This window comes from Chryseobacterium sp. NFX27 (genome assembly GCF_049887855.1).
Taxonomy (GTDB): domain Bacteria; phylum Bacteroidota; class Bacteroidia; order Flavobacteriales; family Weeksellaceae; genus Chryseobacterium.
Genome location: NZ_JAGEKK010000013.1, coordinates 110,748 through 125,430, shown reverse-complemented (window position 1 = coordinate 125,430; position 14,683 = coordinate 110,748). Strand labels below are relative to the sequence as shown.

General features: G+C 37.4%; 17 protein-coding genes. 10 read left to right on the top strand and 7 right to left on the bottom strand.

The window, feature by feature from the left end:
• Positions 1 to 387 precede the first annotated feature (387 nt).
• Positions 388 to 948 (bottom strand): hypothetical protein, encoded by a 561-nt coding sequence (locus J4Q03_RS15160; protein WP_426048974.1) that lies wholly within the window; start codon positions 946 to 948, stop codon positions 388 to 390.
• Between the two features lie 147 nt (positions 949 to 1,095).
• Between J4Q03_RS15160 and J4Q03_RS15155 the strand changes: the two genes are divergently transcribed.
• The 4 genes from J4Q03_RS15155 (at position 1,096) to J4Q03_RS15140 (ending at position 2,834) form a co-directional block, all read left to right on the top strand.
• A complete protein-coding gene (locus J4Q03_RS15155) occupies positions 1,096 to 1,311 on the top strand; it encodes a hypothetical protein (RefSeq protein ID WP_426048973.1) in 216 nt (71 codons plus the stop codon).
• 200 nt (positions 1,312 to 1,511) lie between these two features.
• On the top strand, positions 1,512 to 2,012 hold the full coding sequence (locus J4Q03_RS15150; protein ID WP_426048972.1) for a hypothetical protein: 501 nt from the start codon (positions 1,512 to 1,514) through the stop codon (positions 2,010 to 2,012).
• Positions 2,009 to 2,170 carry a hypothetical protein gene (locus tag J4Q03_RS15145; RefSeq protein ID WP_426048971.1) on the top strand — a complete coding sequence of 54 codons (162 nt, stop codon included), beginning with the start codon at positions 2,009 to 2,011 and terminating at the stop codon, positions 2,168 to 2,170. The genes J4Q03_RS15150 and J4Q03_RS15145 overlap by 4 nt, the downstream gene beginning before the upstream one ends.
• Positions 2,171 to 2,267: 97 nt before the next feature.
• The gene (locus tag J4Q03_RS15140; protein ID WP_426048970.1) at positions 2,268 to 2,834 is read left to right on the top strand and encodes a hypothetical protein; all 567 of its coding nucleotides are present in this window, start codon (positions 2,268 to 2,270) and stop codon (positions 2,832 to 2,834) included.
• A gap of 79 nt (positions 2,835 to 2,913) precedes the next feature.
• On the opposite strand, the gene J4Q03_RS15135 is transcribed toward J4Q03_RS15140, so the two are convergent.
• Together J4Q03_RS15135 and J4Q03_RS15130 are read right to left on the bottom strand one after the other, a co-directional pair.
• Positions 2,914 to 3,543, bottom strand: a complete 630-nt coding sequence (locus J4Q03_RS15135; RefSeq protein WP_426048969.1) for a response regulator — start codon at positions 3,541 to 3,543, stop codon at positions 2,914 to 2,916.
• Positions 3,544 to 3,545: 2 nt separating this feature from the next.
• Complete coding sequence (locus tag J4Q03_RS15130; RefSeq protein WP_426048968.1) at positions 3,546 to 5,753, bottom strand: tetratricopeptide repeat-containing sensor histidine kinase; 2,208 nt, start codon at positions 5,751 to 5,753, stop codon at positions 3,546 to 3,548.
• Between the two features lie 393 nt (positions 5,754 to 6,146).
• On the opposite strand from J4Q03_RS15130, the gene J4Q03_RS15125 reads away from it, so the two are divergent.
• The 6 genes from J4Q03_RS15125 (at position 6,147) to J4Q03_RS15100 (ending at position 11,753) form a co-directional block, all read left to right on the top strand.
• The gene (locus J4Q03_RS15125; RefSeq protein WP_426048967.1) at positions 6,147 to 6,968 is read left to right on the top strand and encodes an alpha/beta fold hydrolase; all 822 of its coding nucleotides are present in this window, start codon (positions 6,147 to 6,149) and stop codon (positions 6,966 to 6,968) included.
• 238 nt (positions 6,969 to 7,206) lie between these two features.
• Positions 7,207 to 7,404, top strand: coding sequence for a 50S ribosomal protein L35 (rpmI, locus tag J4Q03_RS15120; protein WP_047453167.1), 198 nt, complete (start codon positions 7,207 to 7,209; stop codon positions 7,402 to 7,404).
• A gap of 116 nt (positions 7,405 to 7,520) precedes the next feature.
• Positions 7,521 to 7,865 carry a 50S ribosomal protein L20 gene (rplT, locus tag J4Q03_RS15115; protein ID WP_034705993.1) on the top strand — a complete coding sequence of 115 codons (345 nt, stop codon included), beginning with the start codon at positions 7,521 to 7,523 and terminating at the stop codon, positions 7,863 to 7,865.
• A 235-nt stretch (positions 7,866 to 8,100) separates the two neighbouring features.
• Positions 8,101 to 9,276 (top strand): M28 family peptidase, encoded by a 1,176-nt coding sequence (locus J4Q03_RS15110; RefSeq protein WP_426048966.1) that lies wholly within the window; start codon positions 8,101 to 8,103, stop codon positions 9,274 to 9,276.
• Positions 9,277 to 9,300: 24 nt separating this feature from the next.
• On the top strand, positions 9,301 to 10,485 hold the full coding sequence (locus J4Q03_RS15105; protein WP_426048965.1) for a M28 family peptidase: 1,185 nt from the start codon (positions 9,301 to 9,303) through the stop codon (positions 10,483 to 10,485).
• Positions 10,486 to 10,565: 80 nt separating this feature from the next.
• Complete coding sequence (locus J4Q03_RS15100) at positions 10,566 to 11,753, top strand: M28 family peptidase (RefSeq protein ID WP_426048964.1); 1,188 nt, start codon at positions 10,566 to 10,568, stop codon at positions 11,751 to 11,753.
• Positions 11,754 to 12,048: 295 nt separating this feature from the next.
• On the opposite strand, the gene hisIE is transcribed toward J4Q03_RS15100, so the two are convergent.
• The 4 genes from hisIE to hisH are packed head-to-tail and all read right to left on the bottom strand — an operon-like array spanning position 12,049 to position 14,682.
• Entirely contained in the window at positions 12,049 to 12,636 is a 588-nt protein-coding gene (hisIE, locus tag J4Q03_RS15095) for a bifunctional phosphoribosyl-AMP cyclohydrolase/phosphoribosyl-ATP diphosphatase HisIE (protein ID WP_426048963.1), read from the bottom strand.
• A complete protein-coding gene (gene hisF / locus J4Q03_RS15090; protein WP_426048962.1) occupies positions 12,633 to 13,385 on the bottom strand; it encodes an imidazole glycerol phosphate synthase subunit HisF in 753 nt (250 codons plus the stop codon). The genes hisIE and hisF overlap by 4 nt, the downstream gene beginning before the upstream one ends.
• Positions 13,378 to 14,100, bottom strand: coding sequence for a 1-(5-phosphoribosyl)-5-[(5-phosphoribosylamino)methylideneamino]imidazole-4-carboxamide isomerase (hisA, locus tag J4Q03_RS15085; RefSeq protein ID WP_426048975.1), 723 nt, complete (start codon positions 14,098 to 14,100; stop codon positions 13,378 to 13,380). The genes hisF and hisA overlap by 8 nt, the downstream gene beginning before the upstream one ends.
• Positions 14,101 to 14,103: 3 nt before the next feature.
• Positions 14,104 to 14,682 (bottom strand): imidazole glycerol phosphate synthase subunit HisH, encoded by a 579-nt coding sequence (hisH, locus tag J4Q03_RS15080; protein WP_426048961.1) that lies wholly within the window; start codon positions 14,680 to 14,682, stop codon positions 14,104 to 14,106.
• Position 14,683: the final 1 nt, after the last annotated feature.

Here is a 14,683-nt window from a genome sequence, read left to right as displayed (position 1 = left end):
AATGCATAAACAAAAGGAAATCAAAATGAAAACTTATAAAAGCAAAAACCAAAGCAAAAACAAATTTGCTCTGGTTTAATTATTTATTTTTGTCCTTTAATCTGTATCGGATTTTCAGGACGAGACAAGTTTTCAGGGAAAAAGTTTTTAAGAGATAAAGAAAAAGATAAAGTCGATCTTGATCAATCGTCAAAGTTGGGGAGGCTGGTTTACTTACAAATAAAATGATTATATAGTATTGTGTTTTTATATAAGCAGATCATTTTAATGTAAATTACTTTGAATAACTAAGATTTCCACCCCCAACTTTTAAGACTAACCTGCTCTACTGTAACTGCCCTTTCTGGATCAATTGGTTATTTTTCTAAAATAATTTATAAGACTGTATTATCCTTCAAAATCCCCACAGTCGTGCTCTTTGAATAAAGGCAACGCTTTTTTTGTTGTAAAATATCTGGACAGCCTTTTATTATTTAATTCCAGCTTTCGACCTTCTATAATAAGTTCGTAGACGGGTGCTTTATCTATTTGGGTTAAAATATATGTTCTTTCCGGTGTTTTTAAAATAGTTTTGTTTCCTTCGATAGAAAATGAAAACCCATCAATTTTAAAAGCATCATTTTCATCACATACATTGGTCCAAATCATTTTATCCTTTGTGATGGATAAGCTTGCCAAATCACATGAATAACAGTTTCCGGAGAATTCTATACCATATTTTTCATACCCATTTGTACTTTTGCTGTTCAATACATCAATAGGAACCAGCGCTGAAAAATCAGCCGGTATATCAGCTTTTGAAATATGATTCTTTACCGCACCGGACATGGAAACGGTATCTTTTTTTACCGTCTTAGAAACTACGCTGTTCACTTTTTTCTCTGTAGCAGGTGAACAAGAAGCCAGCAAAGCTGTCACAAGTGAAAAGTTGATTACTACATTTTTCATGTGTATACAATACTTAATTTATCTTTTGTAAAATTCTCTAAAATATACCATTCAATATATCCCTGATTTCAGCCATTTATCTCCTGTATTAAGCTATTTTGTTGGTCGCTGCTGTGAAGACCGATACCTTTGGCTAAAAAACAGAAAATGAAAACCTCATATCAGTTCTTTCTATCATCTATCGTCGTTGTTTCTATGGGATGCAATCCGCAGGATAAATCATCAGAAACTAACAAACCGGCAACCGAAGTTAAACAGAAAATCATAACATTTGCCAATTTTAAAAAGATAAAAGGTGTGGATAATGTGCAGGATGTCCCCTTTCAGTTATTCACCAAACTAGATTCTGTAAGGTTTTCGTAGCTCCGGACAAAGATTCATCTCACCTGAAAATAGCCTACAATAAACTGGATAATTATTATGGATTTGAGGAGTTCGATGACTTCTACTCTATTCATTACAGCATTAGCAATAATATTTCGAACAGCATTGAGGCTTTTGTCCTGAAATCGGAATTCACGGCGGCGTTTGACTTAACTTTGCAAGGTGTTGATCTTTATGAGATGAGAAGCAGCACATTTAAGGAATCGACTGATTTTAAGAATAAATCTTTTAAAAAATTCGGTACCATTGCTGCGATTTCAGAACAGGAATTTAAAGCAAGTTCAAAAAAACAAATCGGTGAAGCATTGGTGAAAAATCCGAATATAAAACTGCAGGATGACAACTGGGTTTACACTGAAAATGAAAGAAAAGAAGTCATTACACAGCATGAAAATATCTCTACAGAGACCGGACCGCTTGCTAATGAATATGTAGGACAGTCACCTTACTTAAACCTGGAGGTTTTCAAAGAAACTTCTGACGGAGTTGCAGATTCCTTCTATTCTTTTTACAGTATAAAAAATGCAGTCATGTTTGAATTGGTACAGAAGGCTACCCGCAGATTCTTCCTGCTAAGAGCTGGGTTACATACATCTCATCCAATAATGATGTGGGAAGTAATTTTATTATTGCTAAATACCTGCCGCAAACTAAAAAACAGGACAATCTTTTATACGTGAATTTCACCAACTTCAAAATAGCGGATGATAAAAAGGCATTTTGGACAGATAATGATACCTTTTATGCAGAAGTCTATCCGCTTAACTCTGCTTCGGGCAATGGTAAAAAGCAGAAAACGGCTTATATAAAAATCCGGTTGAAGGCTGATCTGTTTTAGGAAGATATATTTTCAGAAAGATTAAAAACCCCTGAAATCAGCCAGTGATTATGGAATTAAAGTCCAATATCTTTGCGGCAGTTATTTAAAATATACAATGAAAAAAATAAGTTTAACCTTCCTTTTTTGTGTACTAGGTTGTTTGGCTTTTGCACAATCGTTAAAAGTAGTTATTAAACAAGACGGAAAAGTAATTGAGCCCGTAAATGATGTTTATGAACTGAAAAAATCTGCTTTCCTGTTCGAAATTACGTCTGCCGATCTGGAAGGGTTTTTAGTTGGAGCTACAACGGATAAGAATATTTATACGGCGGCTGTTGGTCCTTATAATCCCGAAGTTCCATGGTTTCAGAGCACAGGTATGGCGGAGGAATTGTATAATAAAGACAAAGAACTGTTTTTGACGGATCAGGCACCATCCTATTGGTATTATACCGATGTGAAAGACCATAGGTTCGATAAAAATCCTAAAGGAAATTTAAAGCAATGGACGGCTGCGCGGACCATTACAAGGTTTTATGACATCATGGCGGATCAGGCAGTCAGTTTAAAAGATTTTGAAGGAAATGCTTATGTATTAATGTACGAGCCTGTATATAATGACGAATATGACTTAACAGGAAAGAAAAACCTGTTTCAAGCTGTGTTGAGTTTTAAAGATTAATTATTACACACCTAATTATTTGATTTATATAAGGTCTGCTTCCGTAATGAAAGCAGGCCTTTTTTGTAGGATGAATATTTTACTCGATAATCAAGCCATATTCTATAGCCAGTTTAATGGCTGAACTAAGATTAGAAGTCTGGAATTTTTCAATGAGGTTTTTCCGGTGGCTTTCTACGGTGTGCGGGCTGATAAAAAGCTTTTCTGCCATCTGATTGGTGGTAAGTCCTTTTGAGGCTTCGGCTAAAATTTCTTTTTCTCTTCTCGTCAGTTTCGGAACCTGATGTAACCCGTCCGCGGATTTTTTCTCCAAAACAGATCTGGTTTGTGAGCATAAAAACTGGTTACCGGCATATACGGTAGTAATACCTTCCAGAATTTCGGAAACTGAAGCATTTTTTTGAATGTACCCCAAAGCACCTTCAGCCAGAGTACTGTTAATCACAGGCAGTTCATTATGAACGCTAAGCATAATAATCCGGAGATTCCCGTACTTTTTCTTCAGAGGTTTCAGGAGTTCGATGCTGTTGGTATCTACCAGATTAATATCCAGCAACAAAATATCAACAGCCTGTTTCGCCAGGCCTGCATTCATTTCTGAAACGCTTTTAAAACAATCTACCACATCTATGGTATTGCTGTTTCCTAAAATATTCTTCAGTCCTTCCAATAGAAGTGGATGATCGTCTGTTATAGCTACTTTTATCATGTTTAATGAATAGGAATTTGAAATTCTATACTGGTCCCAATATTCAGTTCGGAGGTGATGGTCATTGTTCCTTTTAAAAACTGGACCCTTGATTCTATATTATGAAAACCTGCTGTTTTTCTTACGTTTAAGCCTGCAGGATCAAAACCCCTGCCGTTGTCTTCTACCGTAAGATGTAATAGATTTTCTTCTTCACTTATCTGAATGATAATTTCAGAAGTATCAGCATGCTTTACAGCGTTGTTGACCAATTCCTGGATGATCCTGTATATGATCAGCTGCTTTTCTTCTGATACAGAATTACTGTAATTGATAAATTCGGTATGGATATCTAATGTGCTGTTGGACATTCGGACAGCAAATTCCCGGATAGCTGCTTCCAAACCGTATTTCATTAATAAATCAGGCATTAAATTATGTGCTACACGTCTCAGCTCTTCTACAGCATCATCAATCTGGGTAATCGATTTTGAAATTCCTTCTTCTATATTTTCGGATCGATGGGAATCTAAAGAAGATAACTGGAGTTTAGTTCCTGAAAGCAGCCCACCCAAACCGTCATGAAGGTCCCTGGCTAAGCGGCCTCGCTCCTGTTCCTGCCCTTCCAATAATGCAGTAAGGGTAGATATTTTTGAATTTTGTTTCTCTTTTTCCAGGGCTAAGGCATGCAGTTCGTCCCTCTGCTTCATAGATTTTACCCGTTGCTTATAAGCATAAAGCAGTAAGGTAATCAAAACGATGAAAATAAAGATAAAAACAATGTAGTAGGTATTGATCTTTTCCTTGAATATCAACAGCTTTTTATAATTGCTGATGTCATTATTTTTTTGTTTGGTTTCTAATTTTGCCAACCGGAGTTGCTGCTCTTTTTTCTCCGATTCAAGTTCTGAAAATTTCAGTCGTTCCCGCTGATTTTCTTCCACCAGTTTCAAATTGTTATAAACCTGTTCACGTTGTGCCCGAAGAATATTGATCAACCTTATTTCTTGTGCTTTTTTATCACTTTCCAGCTGCAGCTTTATATACTTCTGTTGCTGTCGTTCTTTATCAAACTGCGATTCCAGTCTTTTGGTAATATCCAGTTTTTCCTGATCGTAAACACTTTTATATTTGTCAACATAGCTTTTATAATACGTCAGCGCTTCTTTGTAATTGCCCTGCTCTTCGCTGATTCGGGATAAAGATTCAAGAATGGATAATTCTATATTATGATCTCTAACCGGGCTTTTTCCAATTTCCATGGAGGCTTTTAGAAAATAAGACTTGGCTAAATCATAATTTTTATCCTGCAGGGCCAGTTCTGCCAAAATCCCAAATGAAGAAGCAATATGAATAGCATCACCGGTTTCCAGGCTCACACGATTCGCTAATTGTGCATATTGCATGGCCTTATCTCTATCGAAATCAGTATACAAATTGGCTAAATTGATGGCGGCATATGAAAGACTGCTCCTGTTGAGCATAGCTTCTTTATTTTTATTGAAAGTTGAAATAGACTGCAGATAATACTGTTCTGCCTTATTTCTCAACCCGGTATCCGATGGATTTTGAGCGTATTTCTGTTCGTATACGTAACCCATCCGCATATAGGCATCGAAGATAAGATTAGGATCATTTTGTCTGGATGCCAGCAGTAAAAACTGTTTGCTGTATTTTTCTTCCAGCTGGTATTCATTAAGGTTAGAATAAATAGTGGACAGCTCTTTAGCGGCGTTGCCAAATCTTCCGTACAGTGTAGAAGTCGTGGGCGAGTTTTCGTAATAATCAATAGCTTTCAGGTAAGCAGCAACAGCATCAGCCGTTTTATTATTACGTATCAGAATCCAGCCCTTTGCATACTGCAGATAGCCTTTAGCTTCATTACTGTTCGTTTTTAAACTATACACCCTTGCCATCTCCAGGCTTTTTAAAGATTCAGATTCTTTGTTATCCAGCCGGTAATTCATAGCCTGCACAGCATATAAAATAGTAGCATATTTTCCATCGGCCTGTTTTGCTGCAATGGGAATGTTGGTTTCTAAAATCTGGTAGGATCTGGATTTAAATTTATGGAAAAACAAGGCAGTAGCGAATTTGGGAGCCAGATTCAGTCGCTCTGCTGTATTGTTTGAAGCATGGTCATATTCCTTTTCTAATTTGCTTAAAACATGCTGTGCCTGAGCAAAAAACGAACAAATACATAAAGTAAATATAAATAACAACCTGTACATCAAACCCTTGTCTCTATTAAGTTTTATTCCATTAAAAAACGTAAATATAGGAAAATACCCTCTAATCTGTTTCGCAGTCAAGTTTTTCAGACCATTCTGATCATTTACTTCGCCGTTTTATTTTTAATAATCTTTGAGTTAAAGATAATCAAAGGCATTAAATGAAAATATCCCTGATAATAGTGGTTTTTAGTTTATTCCTTTATATCAGCCATAATTGAATTGTATACAATACCTGTTTCCTAGGCACTCTATTAATTTAGCGTTAATAATGCATTACGTTGCTTTATATTTTAATCAATTATTATCTTAGATCAATATATTGCGGATATTTTCCCTATACATTTGTGATATAGAAATACTATTAATTTATTAATCATAAAAAAATAAACAATGAGCACACTTACATTAAAAGACGGAACAGAGATTTATTACAAAGACTGGGGAAAAGGACAGCCTGTGTTCTTTCACCACGGGTGGCCATTATCCAGCGATGACTGGGATGCACAGATGCTTTTTTTCCTGGAACAGGGCTACAGGGTTATTGCTCATGACAGAAGAGGCCACGGAAGGTCTGAGCAGACTGCAGAAGGACATAACATGGACACGTATGCGTCTGATGTTGCAGAAATTGTAGAAGCTTTAGATCTTAAAGATGTTATTCATGTAGGACACTCTACCGGAGGTGGTGAAGTGATCAGATATGTGGCACAATACAGCAAAGGAAGAGCTTCCAAAGCAGTATTGATAAGTGCAGTAACACCAATTATGGTGAAGACTGAAAACAATCCCAATGGTGTTCCAATGTCTATTTTCGATGATATCCGCCACAATACAGCGACTCAGAGACAGCAGTATTTTGTAGATTTCTCATTAGCATTCTATGGTTATAACAGAGAAGGTGCAAAAGAATCTGAAGGAATTCGCAGAAATTGGTGGAGACAGGGAATGATGGGGTCTATCAAAGCTCATTATGACTGTATCAAAGCTTTCTCTGAAACAGATTTCACAGAAGACCTTAAAAATACTGAAGTCCCTGTTTTGGTACTGCATGGTGAAGATGATCAGATTGTACCTTACGAAATTACAGGTGTTGTAGCTGCAAAACTGGTTAAAAACGGAAAGCTTATTACGTATCCGGGGTTTCCTCACGGAATGCCGACTACAGAGGCAGAAACTATTAATAAAGATTTATTAGAGTTCTTTAAATCATAATCTAATAGTCAATCATAATAGAAATAAAGCTGCAGATACTTTCACCTGCAGCTTTTTTTTAAATCTTTTTTATCACGGATCGAATCAAGATGTTTTTATTTCCGAAGAATTTATTATAAATACCTCTCTACCTCAAAAAATTGATGTTTTTTTTTGTATCTTTGCACACTATTATTTCTAATGTCTTTAGGAGTAATTAAAACAGATATTGATAACAAAACAATAAAAAAGCAGAACAATGCCAAAATTAAAAACGAAATCAGGTGCTAAAAAGCGTTTTAAACTTACCGGAACAGGGAAGATTAAAAGAAAGAATGCTTTCAAAAGCCACATCTTAACTAAGAAAGAAACTAAGCAGAAGAGAAATCTTACGCAGACTTCTTACGTTGCAGCTGTGGATACAAAAAGCGTTCTACGTCAATTAGCCATTAAGTAGTTTTTATAAATCTATATTCGGTTTATAAGAATTCAAACAAATTCAACAATTTAACCCTGAAATGGTGCCACTAAGAGCAGTTATCTGCCGCCCCTTTCAAAAAAACAATTTAAATTATGCCAAGATCAGTAAATGCAGTAGCTTCAAGAGCTCGCAGAAAGAAAATTATTAAGCAAGCTAAAGGTTTTTTCGGTAGAAGAAAGAACGTTTGGACTGTAGCTAAAAACGCGGTAGAAAAAGCAATGCAATATGCTTACCGTGGAAGAAAAGAGAAAAAGAGAAACTTCAGATCACTTTGGATTACTCGTATCAACGCGGGTGCCAGAGAGCATGGAATGTCTTACTCTCAGTTTATGGGAGCTCTTAAAAAGAACAACGTAGAGCTTAACAGAAAAGTTTTAGCTGATTTAGCAATGAATCACCCTGAAGCTTTCAAAGCAGTTGTAGATCAAGTAAAATAATGTAGAATTTTTTGTTATCAATATAAATCCCGGGCTAATGTCCGGGATTTTTTTATATACTATCATATTATTATTTTCTTCATTGTATCCATATAAATTAAAGAAATTTCGTGATTTTGAAAATGTAATAAAAAAATGAAATCATATCGGAAAGTTTTCCTTTTTGCATAAAATAAAATTGATTTTTATTATCTACATTTGTTGAATTATTAAATCTATAAATCTTTAGTTAAAAGTGAAAAAAATAACGACTGTTTTACTCCTTTCTTTATCAGCTTACAGCCTTCATGGCCAGAATTTTATACAGGCTTATCAAACAAGGGTTGATAAGATAACCCAAGCCAATATTACAGCAAACCTCCAGAGCTTTGGAGATTTTGGTATAAAAGCCACAGGCACTATAGAAAATACAAACGCCCTGAATTGGCTCAAAACAAAATACCAGTCTTACGGGTACGATGCAAGCCAAATCACAGAAGACAGTTTTACCTATAATGGCAACACTTCAAAAAACTTAATTATCACCAAAACAGGTACTGTTTATCCCAACATTTATGTGATTATCTGTGGTCATTACGATACAGTAGCTGGTCCGGGAGTCAGTGACAATGGCAGCGGAACTGCTATTATGCTGGAAGCGGCAAGAATTTTAAAGGATGTGCCTACAGAATATTCTGTGAAATTTATTCATTTTTCCGGTGAAGAACAGAATCTTTTGGGAAGTACTCATTATGTAAATAACGTTGTTTTCCAGAATAGTGTACGCCAGCTTAATCTGAAAGTTGTCTTTAATATTGATCAGGTAGGAGGAAAGTTAGGGAATGTAAACAATAATATCAAGTGTGAAAGTGATCAGAGCGGACAGACAGGAAATAATGCAGCGTCATTGGCGATGACGCAACAATTAGCGACCTGTACCACCTTATATTCTCCGCTTCAGACCACGATGTCAAATGCATACAATTCTGATTATATGCCATTTGAGAATAAAGGGGATATCATTACAGGATTTTATGAAACGGTCAGAAGCTATAATGAACATACTCCCAATGATACTTTTGCCAATGTGGATCCTGTTTACGTGTTTAACGTTGGAAAAGCAGCTTTAGGAGCATTGCAGCACTTTGCAGTGGCTTCAACCACTGTTTTGGCAACAGATGATGTGGAAACTGAAAATTCGTTAGAAGCAATCAGGATGTATCCCAATCCGGCTCGCGATGTCTTACATATCGAACTTCCTGAAGGTCACAATAGCTTTAAGGTAGAAATTAGTGATATGAATAGCCGCTTAATTTTAAATGCAGAGAACGAAAAGAAAATGAATACTTCCGATCTGGCAAACGGAGCGTATATGGTCACTGTAAAATCCGATAAAAACAGCATCACCAAAAAAGTCATCATAAAAAAATAACCACACCAATCCAAAATATTTAATATGAAAAAACTTACCACCTTTTTATGGGCTGCATTAGCGGCCGGAAACGTCAGTGCCCAGACTCTGATTCAGGCGTATAAGAACAGAGCCGATCTGGTTTCCCAGACCAGCATCACCGCCAATCTCCAGGAGTTCTCTAATTTTGGGATAAAAACCACGGGATCACTGAATAATGCCAATACCCTGGCCTGGATCAAAAATAAGTATGTTTCTTACGGATATTCTGCCAGCCAGATTGCAGAAGACCCTTTTACTTTTGGGAGTACAAGCTCCAAAAACCTGGTCATTACCAAAACAGGAACTCTCTATCCCGATAAGTATGTGATTATCTGCGGACATTATGATACGATTACAGGTCCCGGAACAAATGATAACGGCAGCGGGACTTCAGTTATTTTAGAGGTAGCCAAAATTTTAAAAGATATTCCTACGGAATATTCTATCAAGTTTATTCATTTCTCCGGAGAAGAACAGGGCTTGTATGGAAGTTACCATTATGCCAATGATATTGCGTACCAGAGCGGTGTAAAAAAGCTGGATATCAAATTAGTCTTTAATCTTGATCAGGTAGGCGGCAAGCTAGGCAAAACCAACAGCAAAATCGTCTGCGAAAGAGATACTGCCGGACAGTCAGGAAACAATGCAGCTTCCAATACCGTTACGCAGCAGCTGGCCACATGCACTACCCTGTACTCTCCTCTTCAGACCAGTATTTCCAATGCCTATTCTTCAGATTACATGCCATTTGAACAAAAAGGATATGTGATTACTGGTTTTTATGAATACACCAGAAGTTATACTGAACACACGGTAAACGATACCTTTGCTAATGTAGATCCAGTTTATGTATTTAAAGTAGCCAAGGCTGCGGTAGGTGCTATGCAGCATTTCGCAACAGCCTCTTCCACCGTTACAGCTGTTTCTGCAGGTAAAGAAAAGCCAGTAAAATCACTGGAATCCGTGAAAATTTATCCAAACCCTGCTAAAGATATTTTAACAGTGGAGCTCCCAGATCCCGCAATAAAAGATTTCACAGTTGAAATTACTGATCTGAAAGGACTTTCTGTACTGAAAGCAGAAAATAAGTCCCAGGTGAATGTTTCACATGTAGACAGCGGAATTTATTTATGTACTGTTAAAAGCGAAGGTTTAAGTATTACCAGAAAGATCATTATTGAAAAGTAATACGGATTATCTTCCGGCTTTACCCGGGACTTTTATTGTTCAGATTCATCACCAATCACCACAATCTTAAAATAATTAAAATGAAAAAAACAATCACAGCTCTGTCTGTCTGCCTGGCAGTATTCAGCAGTAAAGCCCAGACCTTTATCCAGGCTTATCAGGATAGAGCCAATCTGGTTTCACAAACCAATATTACCACCAACTTACAGCAGTTCTCAAACCTGGGCATCAAAACGACAGGCTCACTCAAAAATGCCAATGCATTAACCTGGCTGAAAAATAAGTACACTTCATTTGGATATTCTGCCAGCCAGATTGTCGAAGATCCTTTCACGTTTGGGAGTACAAGTTCCAAGAACCTGGTCATCACCAAAACAGGAACTCTTTATCCTGATAAATATGTGATCATCTGCGGGCATTTTGACAGTATCTATGGTCCGGGAGTGAACGATAACGGAAGCGGCACCTCTATTATTTTAGAAGCTGCAAGGATTTTAAAAAATGTTCCTACAGAATACTCAATTAAGTTTATCCATTTTTCCGGTGAAGAGCAAGGACTGAGAGGAAGTACCCATTACGTGAATAATGTAGCGTATCAGAATGGGATAAGGGTATTGGACATCAAGCTGGTATTCAATCTTGATCAGGTAGGCGGTGTTATGGGCAATAACAACAATACGGTATATTGTGACCAGGACATGGCAGGGCCTACGGGTAATAATGCAGCTTCGGCAGCAGTAACACAACAGCTCAGAAACTGTACAGCACTTTATTCTCCTCTTCTGACAGATGTGGATCCTGCAGAGGACACAGATTATATTCCATTTGAAAGAAAAGGCGAAGTAATCACCGGCTTTTTTGAAAGAATAAGAAGTACTTATCCGCATACTTCCAACGATACTTTTGCGAATACAGACCCTGTTTATATTTACAAAATAGGAAAAGCAACAGTGGGAGCCCTGCAGCATTTTGCTGTTGCCACTTCTGCAAGTTCTATTGTATTGGGAACAAAGGAAACCGCTTCAAATCATTCTCTTGAAACCGTATCTGTTTATCCTAATCCATCTAAAGATACCATCAATATTGAACTTCCAGATACCGGTGGAAAAGATTTCAGCTTTGAAATTACAGATCTTTCAGGAAAATCACTCCTTAAAACTGCTAACGAAAAGACAGTTAATGTTTCGGGGCTGGCTGCAGGAGCCTATATTGGAATCATTAAAGCTGATGGACAGACTGCTGTACGAAAAATTCTGATTGAAAGATAATCTGAAATTTAAACAAGAATATAAGCAGGAATTACTTCCTGCTTTTTAATTTAATCTGATCTCGGAAAGTTGTTGAATTCAAAATCAGAACTACAGGTCAGTTTTTATTAATTTCCTTTCCTAAACTATTCCTGGATACATACTATCAATATTCTTAATCCGAACCCATGTTATTTAATAATTTTCAGATTTTAAACGCAAAGTTTTACAGTAGCTATGTATATTCTTAAGGGTTGCAAAGGCGGAACCGATCAGAAATCGATTTGACTAAGTCTTCGTTTTATCCTTTCCTTGTCTATTTATCCCTATTTAGAAGAACTTTCTCAATATCCTCCATCGCAAATCCTTTTGCCTTAAGCAGGATCAGGAAATGATATAGCAGATCTGCGGCTTCGCTCTTAAAAAGATCATCATTGGTGTCTTTGGCTTCAATAACCAGTTCTACAGCTTCCTCTCCTACTTTCTGAGCCATCTTATTAATGCCTCTCTGATAAAGGGAATACGTATAAGAACCTTCAGTTTTATCATCAATTCTTTCGGCAATTTTTGCTTCTAATTCATATAAAAACCCTTTACTTTCCTTTTCACCAAAACAACTGAAACTTCCGGTATGGCAGACTGTATTCTTAGGAATGGCCTGTATTAAAACCGTATCCTGATCACAGTCTATACTGATCTTTTTTACGGTCAGAAAATTACCGGACTCCTCTCCTTTTGTCCAGAGTCTGTTTTTGGAACGGCTGAAAAAGGTAACAATACCTTCCTTTTCTGTCTTTTTAAAAGCCTCTTCATTCATATACCCCAACATGAGTACCTGCTGTGTTCTGCTGTCCTGGATAATTACCGGGACAAGTCCGCTATTTTTGTCAAAATTTATTTTCATCGTACGGGTATTTTTTGAGTTTTTAAGTGTTGTTTTAATTCCTGGATGGGTACTTCATTGAAATGAAAAATACTGGCTGCCAATGCTCCTGTAGCTTTTGTTTCATGAAATACTTGAATGAAGTCATCTGCGCTTCCAGCTCCTCCTGAAGCAATTACAGGAATTGAAACAGCCTCTGAAACCAGCTTCGTGATGCGAATATCAAATCCGTTTTTTGTTCCGTCTCCATCCATTGAGGTCAATAGAATCTCACCCGCTCCCAAAGATGCGGCTTCTTTGGCCCAATCTACGGTATTTAAACTGGTGGCCAGCCTTCCACCCCTGATATAGACAAGATCTGCCCCGTCTGTAAGCCGTGTATCAACAGCTACAACAATACATTGACTTCCAAACTCTTTGGCAAGCTCATGAATAAGCTGCGGTTTTTTAACGGCCGAAGAATTGATGCTGATCTTGTCTGCTCCGGCCTCCAGAAGCCTCCTGACATCTTCCAGAGAAGAAATGCCACCACCTACCGTAAACGGAATGCTGAGCTGCCGGGCTATTTTCTTTACCAGATCTGCAAATGTTTTTCGGTCTTCTAGTGTTGCCGTAATATCCAGAAAAACCAACTCGTCAGCACCTTCCATTTCGTATTTAATGGCAAGTTCTACCGGATCGCCGGCATTCCGGAGTCCTTCAAAATTAATTCCTTTTACTGTAGTTCCATCCTTGATATCCAGGCATGGAATGATTCTTTTTTTAAGCATTTTCAATAAATTTCTGAAATTGTTGCAGGCTTATTTTTCCCTCGTAAATAGCCTTTCCAATAATAGTCCCCGAACACCCGATTTCCTTCATGCTGTATACCTCTTCAATACAGGAAATTCCACCACTGGCCGTAAGTCTTACCGAAGTTTTATCCAGTATTTCCTGATACAGATCTGTAGAAGGGCCTTCCAGCATTCCATCTTTTGAAATATCGGTACATATGGTTTGGCTGATCCCTTTTTCCTGATACTGAAGGAGAAAGTCTATGATATCTAAAGTACTTTCTTCCAGCCATCCGGATGTTTTGATCTTTCTGTTTTCACAGTCAGCCCCTAAAATAATTCTGTCATTACCATATTTTTGAATCATTTCAAAGCAGAACTCCGGATCCTGTACCGCAATACTTCCAAGAGTAATCTGTTGAGCTCCTGAACTGAAAGCGATTTCTATATCGTTCCCGGTTTTTAATCCGCCCCCGAAATCAATATGAAGCGAAGTTTCTCTGGCTATATTTTCCAGGACTTTCTGATTAACGATATGCTTAGATTTAGCCCCGTCCAGATCTACTAGGTGAAGAAACTGAATTCCAAAGCTTTCAAATTCTTTGGCAGTCTCTACAGGATCTTCACTGTATATTTTTTTGGTAGAATAATCTCCTTTTGAAAGACGGACACATTTCCCGTCGATGATATCAATAGCTGGAATAATTTTCATCATTTACAGTTTTATAAAGTTTTTTAATATCTTACTGCCCGTCAGTCCCGATTTTTCCGGGTGAAACTGTACCGCAAAAAAGTTATCTTTCTGCAGGGAAGCACTGAACGGAAGAATATAATCACATACCGCAACCGTAGACACTGATTGCCCGCAGTAGTAGCTGTGAACAAAGTAAAGATCACTGTTATCCTCAATTCCTGAAAAAAGCGGTGTTTTCAGTCCGGAAATGGTATTCCAGCCCATGTGGGGAACCAGATCTTCAGGAGGAAACTGCTTAACGTCAACATCGAAAATTCCCATTCCTTTTGTATTTCCTTCTTCATTATCACCACACATCAGCTGCATTCCCAGACAGATTCCTAAAACAGGTTGTTTCAGACTTGGGATAAGCATATCTAGCCCCTTTTCCTTAAGGACTTTCATCGTTGAAGAAGCTTCTCCAACACCTGGGAAAATCACTTTATCAGCTTTTAAGATCAGTTCAGGATCGTCTGTAATGACAGAATCAATATCAAGCCTTGCCAAAGCATTCTGGACCGAGCTTACATTTCCACCGTTATATTTTATTAGTGCGATCATA

What these genes read in the sequence shown, in the direction of transcription:
- J4Q03_RS15160 (WP_426048974.1), bottom strand. Translation starts at nt 948, where the DNA reads ATGAAAAATGTAGTAATCAACTTTTCACTTGTGACAGCTTTGCTGGCT.
- J4Q03_RS15155 (WP_426048973.1), top strand. Translation starts at nt 1,096, where the DNA reads ATGAAAACCTCATATCAGTTCTTTCTATCATCTATCGTCGTTGTTTCT.
- J4Q03_RS15150 (WP_426048972.1), top strand. Translation starts at nt 1,512, where the DNA reads ATGAGAAGCAGCACATTTAAGGAATCGACTGATTTTAAGAATAAATCT.
- J4Q03_RS15140 (WP_426048970.1), top strand. Translation starts at nt 2,268, where the DNA reads ATGAAAAAAATAAGTTTAACCTTCCTTTTTTGTGTACTAGGTTGTTTG.
- J4Q03_RS15135 (WP_426048969.1), bottom strand. Translation starts at nt 3,543, where the DNA reads ATGATAAAAGTAGCTATAACAGACGATCATCCACTTCTATTGGAAGGA.
- J4Q03_RS15130 (WP_426048968.1), bottom strand. Translation starts at nt 5,753, where the DNA reads ATGTACAGGTTGTTATTTATATTTACTTTATGTATTTGTTCGTTTTTT.
- J4Q03_RS15125 (WP_426048967.1), top strand. Translation starts at nt 6,147, where the DNA reads ATGAGCACACTTACATTAAAAGACGGAACAGAGATTTATTACAAAGAC.
- rpmI (WP_047453167.1), top strand. Translation starts at nt 7,207, where the DNA reads ATGCCAAAATTAAAAACGAAATCAGGTGCTAAAAAGCGTTTTAAACTT.
- rplT (WP_034705993.1), top strand. Translation starts at nt 7,521, where the DNA reads ATGCCAAGATCAGTAAATGCAGTAGCTTCAAGAGCTCGCAGAAAGAAA.
- J4Q03_RS15105 (WP_426048965.1), top strand. Translation starts at nt 9,301, where the DNA reads ATGAAAAAACTTACCACCTTTTTATGGGCTGCATTAGCGGCCGGAAAC.
- J4Q03_RS15100 (WP_426048964.1), top strand. Translation starts at nt 10,566, where the DNA reads ATGAAAAAAACAATCACAGCTCTGTCTGTCTGCCTGGCAGTATTCAGC.
- hisIE (WP_426048963.1), bottom strand. Translation starts at nt 12,636, where the DNA reads ATGAAAATAAATTTTGACAAAAATAGCGGACTTGTCCCGGTAATTATC.
- hisF (WP_426048962.1), bottom strand. Translation starts at nt 13,385, where the DNA reads ATGCTTAAAAAAAGAATCATTCCATGCCTGGATATCAAGGATGGAACT.
- hisA (WP_426048975.1), bottom strand. Translation starts at nt 14,100, where the DNA reads ATGAAAATTATTCCAGCTATTGATATCATCGACGGGAAATGTGTCCGT.
- hisH (WP_426048961.1), bottom strand. Translation starts at nt 14,682, where the DNA reads ATGATCGCACTAATAAAATATAACGGTGGAAATGTAAGCTCGGTCCAG.